At 70.0% G+C, this 12,347-nt stretch carries 12 protein-coding genes; 7 read left to right on the top strand and 5 right to left on the bottom strand.

What is annotated here, in order from left to right; genetic code table 11:
* Window positions 1–26: 26 nt before the first annotated feature.
* On the top strand, window positions 27–296 hold the full coding sequence (locus KIP79_RS25620; RefSeq protein WP_214107466.1) for a GlsB/YeaQ/YmgE family stress response membrane protein: 270 nt from the start codon (window positions 27–29) through the stop codon (window positions 294–296).
* A 47-nt stretch (window positions 297–343) separates the two neighbouring features.
* Here KIP79_RS25620 and KIP79_RS25615 read toward each other — a convergent pair whose 3' ends face one another.
* Window positions 344–1,351 (bottom strand): sporulation protein, encoded by a 1,008-nt coding sequence (locus KIP79_RS25615; protein WP_214107465.1) that lies wholly within the window; start codon window positions 1,349–1,351, stop codon window positions 344–346.
* Between the two features lie 336 nt (window positions 1,352–1,687).
* Here KIP79_RS25615 and KIP79_RS25610 point away from each other — a divergent pair, with 336 nt between their 5' ends.
* From KIP79_RS25610 to KIP79_RS25590, 5 genes are all read left to right on the top strand, one after another.
* Window positions 1,688–3,022 carry a hemolysin family protein gene (locus KIP79_RS25610; RefSeq protein WP_214107464.1) on the top strand — a complete coding sequence of 445 codons (1,335 nt, stop codon included), beginning with the start codon at window positions 1,688–1,690 and terminating at the stop codon, window positions 3,020–3,022.
* 105 nt (window positions 3,023–3,127) lie between these two features.
* Window positions 3,128–4,267 (top strand): glycosyltransferase family 4 protein, encoded by a 1,140-nt coding sequence (locus KIP79_RS25605; protein ID WP_250213811.1) that lies wholly within the window; start codon window positions 3,128–3,130, stop codon window positions 4,265–4,267.
* 86 nt (window positions 4,268–4,353) lie between these two features.
* Window positions 4,354–5,703, top strand: a complete 1,350-nt coding sequence (locus KIP79_RS25600; protein ID WP_214107462.1) for a hemolysin family protein — start codon at window positions 4,354–4,356, stop codon at window positions 5,701–5,703.
* Window positions 5,700–6,707, top strand: coding sequence for a hemolysin family protein (locus tag KIP79_RS25595; protein ID WP_214107461.1), 1,008 nt, complete (start codon window positions 5,700–5,702; stop codon window positions 6,705–6,707). The genes KIP79_RS25600 and KIP79_RS25595 overlap by 4 nt, the downstream gene beginning before the upstream one ends.
* Window positions 6,708–6,861: 154 nt before the next feature.
* Complete coding sequence (locus KIP79_RS25590; protein ID WP_214107460.1) at window positions 6,862–8,061, top strand: pectate lyase; 1,200 nt, start codon at window positions 6,862–6,864, stop codon at window positions 8,059–8,061.
* A gap of 8 nt (window positions 8,062–8,069) precedes the next feature.
* On the opposite strand, the gene KIP79_RS25585 is transcribed toward KIP79_RS25590, so the two are convergent.
* The 4 genes from KIP79_RS25585 to KIP79_RS25570 all read right to left on the bottom strand — a co-directional run bounded on the left by KIP79_RS25585 (window position 8,070) and on the right by KIP79_RS25570 (window position 10,753).
* A complete protein-coding gene (locus KIP79_RS25585) occupies window positions 8,070–8,465 on the bottom strand; it encodes a YybH family protein (protein WP_214107459.1) in 396 nt (131 codons plus the stop codon).
* 105 nt (window positions 8,466–8,570) lie between these two features.
* Complete coding sequence (locus tag KIP79_RS25580) at window positions 8,571–9,257, bottom strand: CBS domain-containing protein (protein ID WP_214107458.1); 687 nt, start codon at window positions 9,255–9,257, stop codon at window positions 8,571–8,573.
* Window positions 9,258–9,298: 41 nt separating this feature from the next.
* Window positions 9,299–9,715: an Hsp20/alpha crystallin family protein gene (locus KIP79_RS25575; RefSeq protein ID WP_214107457.1), complete on the bottom strand. Its 417-nt coding sequence runs from the start codon at window positions 9,713–9,715 to the stop codon at window positions 9,299–9,301.
* A 27-nt stretch (window positions 9,716–9,742) separates the two neighbouring features.
* Window positions 9,743–10,753 (bottom strand): zinc-dependent alcohol dehydrogenase, encoded by a 1,011-nt coding sequence (locus tag KIP79_RS25570; RefSeq protein ID WP_214107456.1) that lies wholly within the window; start codon window positions 10,751–10,753, stop codon window positions 9,743–9,745.
* A gap of 203 nt (window positions 10,754–10,956) precedes the next feature.
* Here KIP79_RS25570 and KIP79_RS25565 point away from each other — a divergent pair, with 203 nt between their 5' ends.
* Window positions 10,957–12,342, top strand: a complete 1,386-nt coding sequence (locus tag KIP79_RS25565) for a cytochrome ubiquinol oxidase subunit I (RefSeq protein ID WP_214107455.1) — start codon at window positions 10,957–10,959, stop codon at window positions 12,340–12,342.
* Window positions 12,343–12,347 lie beyond the last annotated feature (5 nt).

Genomic DNA, 12,347 nt, shown 5'->3' with positions numbered 1-12,347 from the left:
TGGTCGTTGAGCGTCGGGAGCGCAGCGTGGAGATCACTGGGATCATCTCCGGCATCATCATCGGGATCATCATCGGCGCCCTGGGACGCCTGGTCCTGCCGGGCCGGCAGCGGATGCCGGTCTGGCTGACCATCGTGATCGGCGTCGTCGCGGCCCTGGTCGGTACGGCGATCGCGTCCGTCCTGGGCGTCGCCGACACCCGTGGCATCGACTGGATCGAACTGGGCATCCAGGTGGCCCTGGCCGCGCTGGGAGTGTCACTGGCTACGGGCGCGTACGGCAGGCGCGGCCGCTGACGAACAGGCAGAGCGGCTCACCACGATCGTGGTGAGCCGCTCATCTGTTACCAGTCGCCGCTTTCCTCTTCTTCTTCTTCGTCACCCTCGAAGATCTCTTCGATGATCTCGCCGGCGACCAGGCCACCGACCACACCGGCGGCGCCGGCCGCGGCCACGGTGCCCCAGCCCGGGCCGCTGCGGTGCTGCTCCTGGTAGTGGGGGTCGTGGTGACCGTACTGCGGGTGGTGACCATGCTCGCCCCCGTACCCGTATCCGTGGGGCTCGCCGTAATGTCCACCGGGGTGACCGAAGGAGGCCAGACCCGTCAGCCAGCGGTCGAGTTCGCTGGACCAGTCGGTGCGCAGCGCGTCGTCGTGGCTGAGCGAGAAACGGCCGATCGCGTCCCCGGAGTAGCGGCCGGCCCCCTTGTCGGCCTCCAGGATCACCTCCAGCGCGTACGGCGTGGCGACGAAGGTGAGCTCCAGTTCGCCGACGAAACCGGCGTGCTGCGGGGGCGGATAGAACTCGATCTCCTGGTAGAACGGCAGTTCCTGGTGAATCCCGTAGAGGTGCCCGGCTTCCAGGTCGGCGGACTTGAAGTGGAAACCGAGGTTCAGCAGCGACTGCAGCACGCGTAGCTGGGACGGCAGCGGCTCCACCGTCACCATGTCCAGGTCGCCCTTGTCGACGGCCTGGGCGATGGCCAGCTCGGTACGCACGCCCACCGCCATCCCGGCCAGCGGCTGGCCGCCGATGTGGCTGATCGGCGTCTCCCACGGCACGGGGAGCTGGAAGTCGATCGTCCGCTGCTCACCCTTGGCCAGGGTGAACGGGCCGGAGACCTGGACGCGGGCGAACTCGCTGAGACCGTCGCGCTCGGCGTCGCCGTGCTCGATCTCCACCCGGGCCACCAGGGCCAGGGTGAGGTGTTCGATGCCCGCGTCGAAGTCGCCGCCAGACAGCCGGACCTGGCCGGTCAGCGTCTGGCCCGGCTGGATGCGCGGGGTGGACAGCACGGTGTCCACCGAGGGCGCGCCGACGCCGAAGGCACCCAGCATGCGTTTGAAGACCACGTCTTGTTTCTCCCTGTCGAAGGAATGCTGATGGGCATGGCCGCCGACGTTAACGATCAACGCGGGGGGCCGGTTCCCGCGGTCAGGAAGGCCTGTCCCGATGGCTGTACCGGCGTGCGACCTTCATCACGTGGTGGGTGTTTTCCAAAGAGCACTCGGGAACCAATACGACAATCCACCCGTTTCCGTGCTACAACGGCAATCACCGCAGGTGTGAGAACGGAGTCTCGTGGACGAGTGCAGTACCGGGCCGGGTGCCTCCCCGGCTGACTGCCGTCACCTGCGGAGCGTGTTCCGGCGCCGTCTGCGCACATCTTTGTTCGAGGAGTCTGTTCTGTGGGCGGCTATGGGTTCCAGCTTGGTCTGGTCGTCGTGCTCATCGTGCTCAACGCCGTCTTCGCCGGGAGCGAGCTCGCGCTGATCTCGCTGCGCGAAGGCCAGCTCCGGCGGCTGGAACAGCGGGGCGGCGGTGGCCGGATCCTGGCCCGGCTGGCCCGTGACCCCAACCAGTTCCTGGCCACCATCCAGATCGGCATCACCCTGGCCGGGTTCCTGGCCTCGGCGACCGCCGCGGTCGCGCTGTCGGAGCCGGTGGCGCCACTGCTGTCCTTCCTCGGGGACGCCGCGGGGCCGGCGGCGATCGTGCTGGTGACCCTGGTGCTGACCTTCCTGACGCTGGTCTTCGGCGAGCTGGCGCCCAAGCGGGTGGCGATGCAGCGGGCCGAGACCTGGGCGCTGCTGGTCGCCCGGCCGCTCAGCCTGCTGGCCACCCTGTCCAGGCCGGTGGTGTGGGCGCTGGGCAAGGCCACCGACGTGGCGGTCCGGCTGATGGGCGGGGACCCCGCCCTGCACCGGGAGGAGATGAGCTCGGAGGAGATCCGCGACCTGATCGCCGGCCACCGCGGCTTCACCCAGGAACAGCGGATGATCATCTCCGGCGCGGTGGAGATCACCGACCGGATCCTGCGCGAGGTGCTGGTCCCCCGGCGGAAGGTCTTCACCCTCCCCGCCGACACCCCGGCCGACGCGGCCGCCCGCCTGCTGGCCGCCTCCGGGCACTCCCGCGCGCCCGTGGTACGCGTCGGTGGCCTGGACGACACCCTCGGCATCACCAGCCTGCGTGACCTGCTGACCGCCACCGACCCGGACACCCGTACCGCCGAGGACCCGCAGGAGACCGTCACCGTGGCCGGCGTCGTCCGCCCCGCCATGCTGCTCCCCGACAGCCTGCCGGTCGCGGACGCGCTGCGCCGCTTCAAGGCGGAACACCAGCAGTTCGCCCTGGTCGTGGACGAGCACGGCGTCGTCGACGGCATCGTCACCCTGGAGGACCTCCTGGAGGAGGTCGTCGGCGAGATCTATGACGAGACCGACCGCGACATCCAGAGCGTGCGGCACGAGGCGGACGGCAGCATGCTGCTGCCCGGCGGGTTCCCCCTGCACGACCTGCCCGACCTCGGCGTACATCTGGAACGGCGCAGTGACGGCGACTACACCACCGTGGCCGGGCTGGTCCTGGCCGAGCTGGGGCGGATCCCCACCGGCCCCGGCGAGCGGGTGACCGTGGAGGGCTGGCGCATCGAGGTGACCGCCACCGAACGCCTCGCCATCACCCAGGTACGGCTCACGACCGCCACGTCGCCGGAACCGGATGACGAGGCAGCGGCCTAGGCCGCGGGTCTGGTCTCAGAGTTTTCTAAGACGGCCTCCATAGGGTGCGGGGATGAGAAGCTTGCTCCGCGTTCACGCCCCGCCGGTCACATGAGGATCCGGTACATGCTGCTCCACGCCTACGGCATGGGCGGCACCATCAGAACCGTCTTCGCCCAGGCCAACGCCATGGCCGCCCGAGGGCACGACGTCGAGATCGTCAGCGCCGTCCGGCGCCGTACCAAACCGCAGTTCGCCCTAGACCCCCGCGTGAAGCTCAGCGCCGTCGTCGACGAGCGTGCCGGCCGCTCGGACCCGACGCTGGGGGAGCGGGTGATGCGCAGGGTGCGCGGCAAGGTGGTGCCCGCCGGGGAGTTCGCCGCCCGCTACTTCACGCCGCAGGTGGAGAAGGCCGTCGTCGAGTACGTCCGGGGCCTGACCGACGGGATCCTCGTCACCACCCGGCCCGCGCTCAACCTCGTCTCCGCGCGGTACGCCGCCCCGCAGGTCGTCAAGGTCGGCCAGGAGCACCTCAACCTCGGCACCCACAAGGACCCCGTACGCAGGGCCATCCACCGCCACTACGCCAAGCTCGACGTGGTCGCCGTGCTGACCAGGACCGACCAGGCCGACTACGAGCGCGCCGCCCCCGGGCTGCGGACCGTCCAGATCCCCAACGCGGTCAGCATCCACGAACGTAAGCGTGCCGAGCTGGTCAACCCGCGCGCGATCGCGGCCGGGCGGCTGTATCCGCAGAAGGGCTTCGACATGCTGATCTCGGCGTTCGACCTGGTGGCGCGTGAGCACCCCGGGTGGACGCTGGACATCTTCGGGGAGGGGCCGCGCAAGGAGCGGTTCCAGGGGCTGATCGACCAGAACGCCGATCCGGCGGCGATCCGGCTGCGGGGCCGTACCACGACCTTGGATCGGGAACTGGCCGACTCCTCCATCTATGTGCTGAGCTCGCGGTTCGAGGGCCTGCCGATGGTGATGCTGGAGGCGATGGGCCACGGCCTGGCCGTCGCCGCCTTCGACTGCCCGACCGGCCCCGCCGACATCATTGAGGACGGCGTCAACGGCCTCCTGGTGCCCCACCGGGATGTGGTGGCCCTGGCCCGCGCGGTCGGGCGCCTGATCGAGGATCCCGCGCTCCGGGCCCGGCTGGGGGCGGCGGCGCTGCGGACGGCGCAGGAGTACACGCCGGAGCAGGTCATGCCCCGGTGGGAGCGCCTGTTCGCCGACCTCCTGGCGGAGAAGCAGAAGTGATCTGTGTCTCACCGGGCACCTGAGACACACCGGAATCGTTCGTCCCTTCGCGTACCTCGATCGATCCGCAGGAGGAGCAGGACCGCGTGAGCATCGCGCTCGGCCTGGTGGCCATCTTCGTCCTGACCCTGGCGACCGGATACTTCGTCGCCCAGGAGTTCGCCTACGTCAGCGCCGACCGGCTCCTGCTCTCCCAGCAGGCGGCAGCCGGCGACCGGAAAGCCGTCAAGGCGGTCCGCGTCATGGAGCGGTTGTCGTTCATGCTCTCCGGGGCGCAGCTCGGCATCACCGTCACCGCCCTGGTCGTCGGCTTCATCGCCAAACCCGCCCTCGCGGAGCTGATCGAGCCGGGTCTGGACGCGCTCGGCGTGCCGTCCGGCATGACCGGCGGGATCGCCCTGGCGCTCGGCTTCGTCCTGGCGACCGTCATCCAGATGGTGCTCGGCGAGCTGGCGCCCAAGAACCTCGCCCTGGCCAGGCCGGAGGTCCTGGCCCGCGCCCTGGCCGGTTCGACGCTGGTCTACCTGATGATCGCCGGGCCGATCATCAGGCTGTTCGACTCGGCGGCCAACCGGCTCGTCCGCCTGGCCGGCATCGAACCGGTCGAGGAACTGCACCACGGTGCCACCCTGGAGGAGCTCGGCCACATCATCGGCGAGTCGGAGCGCCACGGCCACCTGCCGGGCAGTCAGGCCGACGTGCTGGAGCGGGCCCTGGCATTCTCCGAGCACACCGCCGCCGAGGTCATGGTGCCCCGGGTGGACATGGTCACGGTGAGCGCGTCGGCGACCGTACCCGACCTGGACCTGCTGATCGCCCGGCACGGGCACACCCACTATCCGGTGCTCGGTGAGCGGCTGGACGACGTGGTCGGCGTGGTCGGCCTGCGCGAGCTCAGCGCCGTCCCCGTGGGCGTCGCGGCCGCAACCCGCGTCGGGGACATCGCCCGTCCGCCGCTGGTCGTGCCGTTCTCGACCGCGCTGCCCGACCTCGTCGCGCAGATGCACACCCGGGGGGAGGAGGTCGCCTGCGTCGTGGACGAGCACGGCGGCCTGGCCGGTCTGATCACCTGGGAGGACGTCGCGGAGGAACTGGTCGGGGAGATCGCCGACGAGAACGACGCCGAGGCGGCGGCGATCGTCCGCGGGAACGACGGGTGGGAGCTCGACGCGGGCCTGCGGGTCGACGAGATCGCGCTGGCCACCGACCTCCAGCTGCCGGACGAGGACGAGTACGACACCCTCGCCGGCCTCATCCTGCACCGGCTCGGCCGCTTCGCCGTCCCCGGCGACGTCATCACCGTCGCCCTGCCGCCCACGCTCGACGGCGGCGCCCCCACCCATGCCGACATCGAGGTGCTCACCCTGGACCGCCATGTCCCCGCCCGGGTACGGCTGACGCCCGCGCGGCACCGCCACGAGGAGCCGCTGCCGTGAACCTCACCACCGGACTGCTGGTCACCCTGGCCCTGCTCGTGGGCAACGGGTTCTTCGTGGCCGCCGAGTTCGCCCTGGTGGCCGCCAAGCGGCACCGTCTTGAGCGGGCCGCCGCGCAGGGCAGCCGCGCCGCCGCCGCGGCGGTCGCCGGCATCAAGGAGTTGTCCCTCATGCTGGCCGGCGCCCAGCTGGGCATCACCCTGTGCTCCCTGGGCCTGGGCGTGGTGTCGGAACCCGTCATCGCCGGCACGCTGACCCCGCTGTTCGAGGAGTTCGGCCTTCCGTCGGCGGCCGCGCACGCCGTGGCGTTCGTCATCGCGCTCGGCCTGGTGACCTTCCTGCACATGGTCATCGGGGAGATGGCACCCAAGTCGTGGGCGATCGCGCACCCGGAGAGCTCGGCGACCGCGCTGGCCCTGCCGTTCCGGGGTTTCACCGTCGTGGTGCGCCCGCTGCTGAGGGTGCTGAACGGGGTCAGCGACCTGATCCTCAAGGCGTTCGGGGTGCACCCGCGCGACGGGATGGACAATCCGCGTACGCCGCAGCAACTCCAGCACCTGGTCGAGGAGTCACGGCGGCTGGGGCTGATCGAACCGGAGGACCACGGGGTGCTCAGCCGTGCCCTCAACGCCCCGACGGCCACCATTGAGCCGCTGATCATCCAGCGTGCCGACATCGTCGGTGTCCCGGTGACGGCCACCCCGCAGGAGGTGATCGACGCTTCGGCGCGGTCAGGACGCACACGGCTGATCGCCTGGAACGGCGAGGACCCCGCCGGGGCCGTCCACCTCAGGGACGCCTACCTGGCCCGGGCGCGCGGCACGTCCGCCCCGGCCCTGCGCCTGGCCCACCCGGTGCCGTCCGTGCCGCCCACGGCCACGGTGTCCGACACCGTCACCAGGCTGCGCGACGCGCACAGCCAGCTCGCGCTCGTCCGCGACGACGCCGGAAAGGTGATCGGGCTGGTGAGTCTGGACGACCTGCTCACCACCCTCATGATTTAAATAGTTTTCTTTCCCAATAAATGGGCTGAAATGTTCAGGGCCGCCGAGCAGCTGACCAGCGTGGATCGACGGACAGAGCGCAGCTCATTGGCGTGCGCTCCGCAGGGGCGCGGATGCTGCCTGTTAACGTTCCCACTCGGCAGCAGGAGGCAGCATGCTGCGCAGTTGGCGCCGGAAGGCGCTGCACATCTTCACAGCGGGCGCGGCCACCGCGGCCGCGGTCGGCATCGTGGCCACGGCGGGCGCCGCGCAGGCGGCCGTCGGGTGCCGCGTCAGTTACGCGATCGGCTCGCAGTGGCCGGGCGGATTCTCCGCGACCGTCACCCTCACCAATGTCGGCGACCCGCTGACCTCGTGGGTGATGACCTGGTCGTTCACCGCCGGGCAGACGGTCACCCAGGCGTGGAACGCCACGGTCACGCAGAGCGGCGGTTCGGTACGCGCCGAGAATCTCAGCTACAACGGCAACCTCGCGACCAACGCCTCGGCCTCGTTCGGCTTCAACGGCAGCTGGAACAACAGCAGCAACCCGGTGCCGGGCTCGTTCGCGGTCAACGGCGTGACCTGCACCGGCGGGGTCACCACGAGTTCGCCGACGCCCACCCCGACCCGGACGCCGACCCCGACACCCACGGTGACCCCGACCCCGACGCCGACAGTCACGCCGCCCCCGGCAGGGACCTGGCCGACACCGACCGGCCAGGTCAACGTCAACGGCACCATCCCGGTCTCCGGCACCTTCGACGGCGGCATGCGCCGCTACTGCTGTATCGGCGACGGCAGCCAGGAGGAGAGCCAGGACCCGATGTTCCAGCTCGCCGCCGGGGCCACCCTGCAGAACGTCATCATCGGCGCACCCGCCGGCGACGGGGTGCACTGCGCCGGGTCGTGCACGCTGCGCAACGTGTGGTGGGAGGACGTGGGCGAGGACGCCGCCACCTTCCGCGGCAGCGGCACGCCCACCTTCCTGGTCGACGGGGGCGGCGCCCGCGCCGCCAGCGACAAGATCTTCCAGCACAACGGCGCCGGGACGTTGACCATCCAGAACTTCCAGGCGACCAACTTCGGGACGTTCTACCGCTCCTGCGGCAACTGCTCGACCCAGTACCGCCGCAATGTGGTGATCCGCAACGTCACCCTGACCCGGCCGGGGAACACGGTGGCCGGCATCAACGTGAACTACGGCGACACCGCCCGGTTCTCGGGGATCACGATCGTCAATGACTCCGGCCGGTCGATGGTGATCTGCCGCAAGTACAACGGCAACAGCACCGGCGCCGAACCCACCCAGGTCGGGACCGGGGCCGATGGGACCAACTGCGTCTATTCCTCGTCGGACCTGACCTACCGGTAGCCGCTGTGTCAGGTGAGCGGGAAGGAGTGGTGTTCGTGCGTGACCACCCAGTGTCCGTTCACCTTGCGCAGGCCGAGGGTCAGCCGCAGGCGGTTGTCTGGATTGTCGGTGAAATCCTTTGGAGTTCCGCAGCGCAGCAGGGCGTGGGCGAAGGCGACATCGTCCCCGGCGGTGACGTCCAGCGTGTCGATCTCGAACGACGCGCCCTGCCGCTGCCACTCGAAGAAATCGGGCCACACCCGGCGATAGGCCTCCCGGCCGCGCACGCCCTCGTACGGCGGGGGCACGTCGAACATCACGATGTCGTCGGCGTGGTCGGCGAGGACGCCGTCCAGGTCGCCGTTGTGGACCGCCGCGACCCAACGCTCGATCAGGGCGCGGATCCGCTGCTCGTCAGTGGTCACCACTCGGAACCCCCGTGACAGCCGAATATCGAACGACAGTACGAGCGTACTGAACGCCCGGAAGGCCCGCGACGGTTCGCCGTCGCGGGCCCTTTCCGATGGGACCTAACGGGAGTCGTCCTCCTTCCACTCCAACTCGCCGATCACGTCGACCACGCCGTTGATCCGGTGGGTCAGGTTGACCGCGAGCTCCGCGTCGCTGCGGCGCGGGATGACGCCGCTCAGGGTGACCACCCCGTGGTCGACGCGCACCGCCACGCCGTCGGTGTCGACCCAGAGCGAGCGCCGCAGCACGTCCTGCCGGACCTCTTCGGCCAGCTCCGCGTCACCGCGGACGAAGGCCTTCAGCAGGTCGCTTCGGCTGAAGATGCCGGCCACCGGGCCGTTCTCGGTGGCCACCACCAGGCGTTTGACGCCGTACTCGTCCAGCAGGCGGGCGGCGGTGGAGACCGAGGACTCGGGGTGCACGACGTAGGCGGGGGCCGTCATGAGGTCGGCGGCGGTGCGGGCGTCCGCCTTGTCGGCGGGGTGCGCGCCTTCGGGGGCCAGGCGGTGGCGCAGCCGGACCCGCCACGGCTGCCGGTAGCCCTCGTCCGCGTAGTGCTCGCGGAACTCCTCCTTGCGGAGCAGGTCGGCCTCGGAGACGATGCCGACCAGGCGGTTCTCCTCGTCCACGACGGGCACCGCGCTCACCCGGTGGGTGAGCAGCGTCTCGGCGACGTCCTTGAACGGGGTGTCCCCACTGACGGTGACGACCTCGGTGGTCATGATGTCCTTGACCTTGATGCGCATGACGTCCGTCCTTCGCCCGGGGCGGGCCCCGGGTACGCGAGCTAGCCCTTGGGCGTGGTGATCGGGATCCGGGTGCCGGGCTCCTTGGCCTCGGTCAGGTTGACGGAGACCTCCAGGATGCCCTTGTCGTAGGCGGCGGTGACGTCCTTCTCGTCCGCGTTGGCGGGCAGGTTGACCGATCGGGTCAGCGTGCCGTACCGGAACTCGGTGTGCGTGGTGTCCGTCTCCTCCTGGTGGCGTTGGGCGTGGATGGTCAGGATGCCCCCGCCGACGGTGACCTCGACGTCCTTGGCCGGGTCGACGCCGGGGAGTTCGGCGCGCAGCACGTACCGGCCTTCCTTGACGAACTGCTCGAACCTCAGGGAATGCGACATCGGCCGCAGTCCGAATAACGGCGCCTCGAACAGGTCGAAGATCTCGGGGATTAGTCCCCGGTCGCGGCGCGTGAGTGTGCTCATCACTCCACCTCCTTGTGGATGATTCGGTTAGAACTCGAAGACCACGCGGGCGTCGATGCGCCCAGAAAGCAGGTCCTCGACGGCTGCGTTGATCTCGTCGAGCTTGCGGGTCTCGTACCTGACCTGGGTACGGCCGGTGGCGTGCAGCTCGAAGACCTCGGCGAGATCGGCCCGGGTGCCGACGATGGAACCGATCACCGTGATCCCGCCCAGCACGGTCTGGAAGATCGGCAGTCGCATCTCGTTGTGCTTGGGCAGCGAGACCAGGACCAGCCGGCCCCCGCGCCGCAGGCTCGCGTGCGCCTGCTCAAGCACGTGCGGGTTGGCGGCCAGCACGATGGCCACGTCGGCGCCGCCCAGCTCCCGGATTCTGGTGACCGGGTCGGTGTCGGCCGCGTTGACCAGGTGGGTCGCCCCCAGCTCGTCGGCCAGCTGGAGCTTGTCCTCGGTGACGTCGACCGCGATCGTCTCGCCGCCGAAGATCGTCGCGTACTGGAGGGCCAGGTGGCCGAGCCCGCCGATCCCGAAGATCGCCGCCCGCTCGCCGGGCCGCAGGCCCGACACCTTCACCGCCTTGTACGAGGTGACACCCGCGCAGGTGAGCGGAGCCGCCTCGGCGGACGGCACGCCATCGGGCACGGGCACGACGTACCGGGCGTCGGCCAGCGCGAACTCGGCGTGGCAGCCGTCGATGCCGTAGCCGGTGTTCCGCTGGGACTCGCAGAGCGTCTCCCGGCCGCTGACGCAGTACGAGCAGGTCCCGCAGGCCCAGCCGAGCCAGGGGATGGCCACCCGCTCGCCGACCGTGCGCGCGGTGACGGCCGGGCCGAGTCCCTGGATGATCCCGACGCCCTCGTGCCCGGGGGTGAACGGGAGGCGTGGTTTGACCGGCCAGTCGCCCTGGGCGGCGTGGATGTCGGTGTGGCACAGGCCGCTGGCCTCGATCCGGACCAGGACCTGGCCGGGGGCGGGAGCGGGGAGGCGCGTCTCCTCCACCACGATGGGCTGGTCGAACGCGACGACGGTTGCCGCTTTCATATCTGCCTCCTGTTTTGTTCTCCGGAACTCACCCTCCGCGTTCCGTGGGTGCCGGCTTAGAGGCGTTGGTCCCGGTCGGTGCGGACTTTGCGCCCCCGGCCAGGGTGGGACCAAGGTCCCCGGCGCGGGGGTCTCCCGGCCCTAAGCGCGGCGGGGCCGGGTGATCGACGCTTCTGGGAGTCCCATGACGACCTGGAGCACTGATGGACGCCTTGGATCTGTCGCGATGGCAGTTCGGCATCACGACCGTCTACCACTTCCTGTTTGTCCCCCTGACGATCGGCCTGTCCCTGCTGGTGGCCGGTCTGCAGACGGCCTGGCACCGGACCGGGAACCCCGCCTACCTGCGGCTTACCCGCTTCTGGGGCAAGCTGTTCCTGATCAACTTCGCCATGGGCGTGGTGACGGGCATCGTGCAGGAATTCCAGTTCGGCATGAACTGGAGTGAGTACTCCCGGTTCGTGGGCGACATCTTCGGTGCGCCGCTGGCCATGGAGGGGTTGATCGCCTTCTTCATGGAATCCACGTTCCTGGGGCTGTGGATCTTCGGCTGGGACCGGCTGAAGCCGCGGGTGCACCTGGCGACGATCTGGCTGGCCTCGATCGGCACGGCCGTCTCGGCGTACTTCATCCTGGCCGCCAACTCCTGGATGCAGCATCCGGTCGGGTACCGGCTCAACCCCACGACCGGGCGGGCCGAGCTGACCGACATCTGGGCGGTGCTGACCAACTCCACGACGCTGGTCACCTTCCCGCACGTCATCTTCGGCGCGTTCGTCACCGCGGGCGCGTTCATGATCGGCATCAGCGTCTGGCAGCTCGCCCGGGGGCGGGATGTCGCGCTGTTCCGCACCTCGGCCCGGCTGGCCATGGTCGTCAGCCTGGTCGCGGCCGTGGGGGTCGCCGTCTCCGGCCACTGGCAGGCGCAGATCATGACCGAGCAGCAGCCGATGAAGATGGCCGCCGCCGAGGCCCTCTGGGAGGACGAGACCTCCGCCGGATTCTCCCTGTTCGCCGTCGGGGACGTGGAGAACGGCCGCAACCACGTCAACCTCCAGATCCCCGGCGGGCTCAGCCTGCTGGCCACCAACTCCCTGGACGGCAAGGTCGAGGGCATCAACGACATCCAGGCCAGGTACCAGGCCCTGTACGGCCCGGGCGACTACCGTCCGATCGTCGGGCTGGCCTACTGGTCCTTCCGGCTCATGATCGGCTTCGGCGCGCTCGCCGCGCTGCTGGCCCTGGCCGGGCTCTGGTTCACCCGCCGCGGCCGTTTCCCCCGAAATCCGTGGTTCACCCGGATCGCCCTGCTGGGCATCAGCCTGCCCTTCCTGGCCAACTCGCTCGGCTGGATCTTCACCGAGATGGGCCGCCAACCATGGGCCGTCTTCGGCCTGATGCGCACCTCCGCCGCCGTCTCACCCGGCGCCGACGTGCTCGAGGTGGCCCTCACCCTGGTCGGCTTCACCCTCGTGTACGCCGTGCTAGCGGCCATCGAGGTACGGCTGCTCATCAAGTACGTCCGCCTGGGACCCGAGCCGGAAACCGGCACGGAACCAGCCGAACCGCTGCCCGCCCTCTCGTACTAGAAGGA

It is taken from the genome of Acrocarpospora catenulata (assembly GCF_018476525.1).
Taxonomy (GTDB): Bacteria; Actinomycetota; Actinomycetes; order Streptosporangiales; family Streptosporangiaceae; genus Acrocarpospora; species Acrocarpospora catenulata.
This window is presented reverse-complemented; position numbering and strand designations above follow the sequence as displayed.

Excerpts from the sequence above, each read along its gene's own strand:
- KIP79_RS25605 (WP_250213811.1), top strand. The coding sequence starts at position 3,128 with ATGCTGCTCCACGCCTACGGCATGGGCGGCACCATCAGAACCGTCTTC.
- KIP79_RS25590 (WP_214107460.1), top strand. The coding sequence starts at position 6,862 with ATGCTGCGCAGTTGGCGCCGGAAGGCGCTGCACATCTTCACAGCGGGC.
- KIP79_RS25580 (WP_214107458.1), bottom strand. The coding sequence starts at position 9,257 with ATGCGCATCAAGGTCAAGGACATCATGACCACCGAGGTCGTCACCGTC.
- KIP79_RS25575 (WP_214107457.1), bottom strand. The coding sequence starts at position 9,715 with ATGAGCACACTCACGCGCCGCGACCGGGGACTAATCCCCGAGATCTTC.
- KIP79_RS25570 (WP_214107456.1), bottom strand. The coding sequence starts at position 10,753 with ATGAAAGCGGCAACCGTCGTCGCGTTCGACCAGCCCATCGTGGTGGAG.
- KIP79_RS25565 (WP_214107455.1), top strand. The coding sequence starts at position 10,957 with ATGGACGCCTTGGATCTGTCGCGATGGCAGTTCGGCATCACGACCGTC.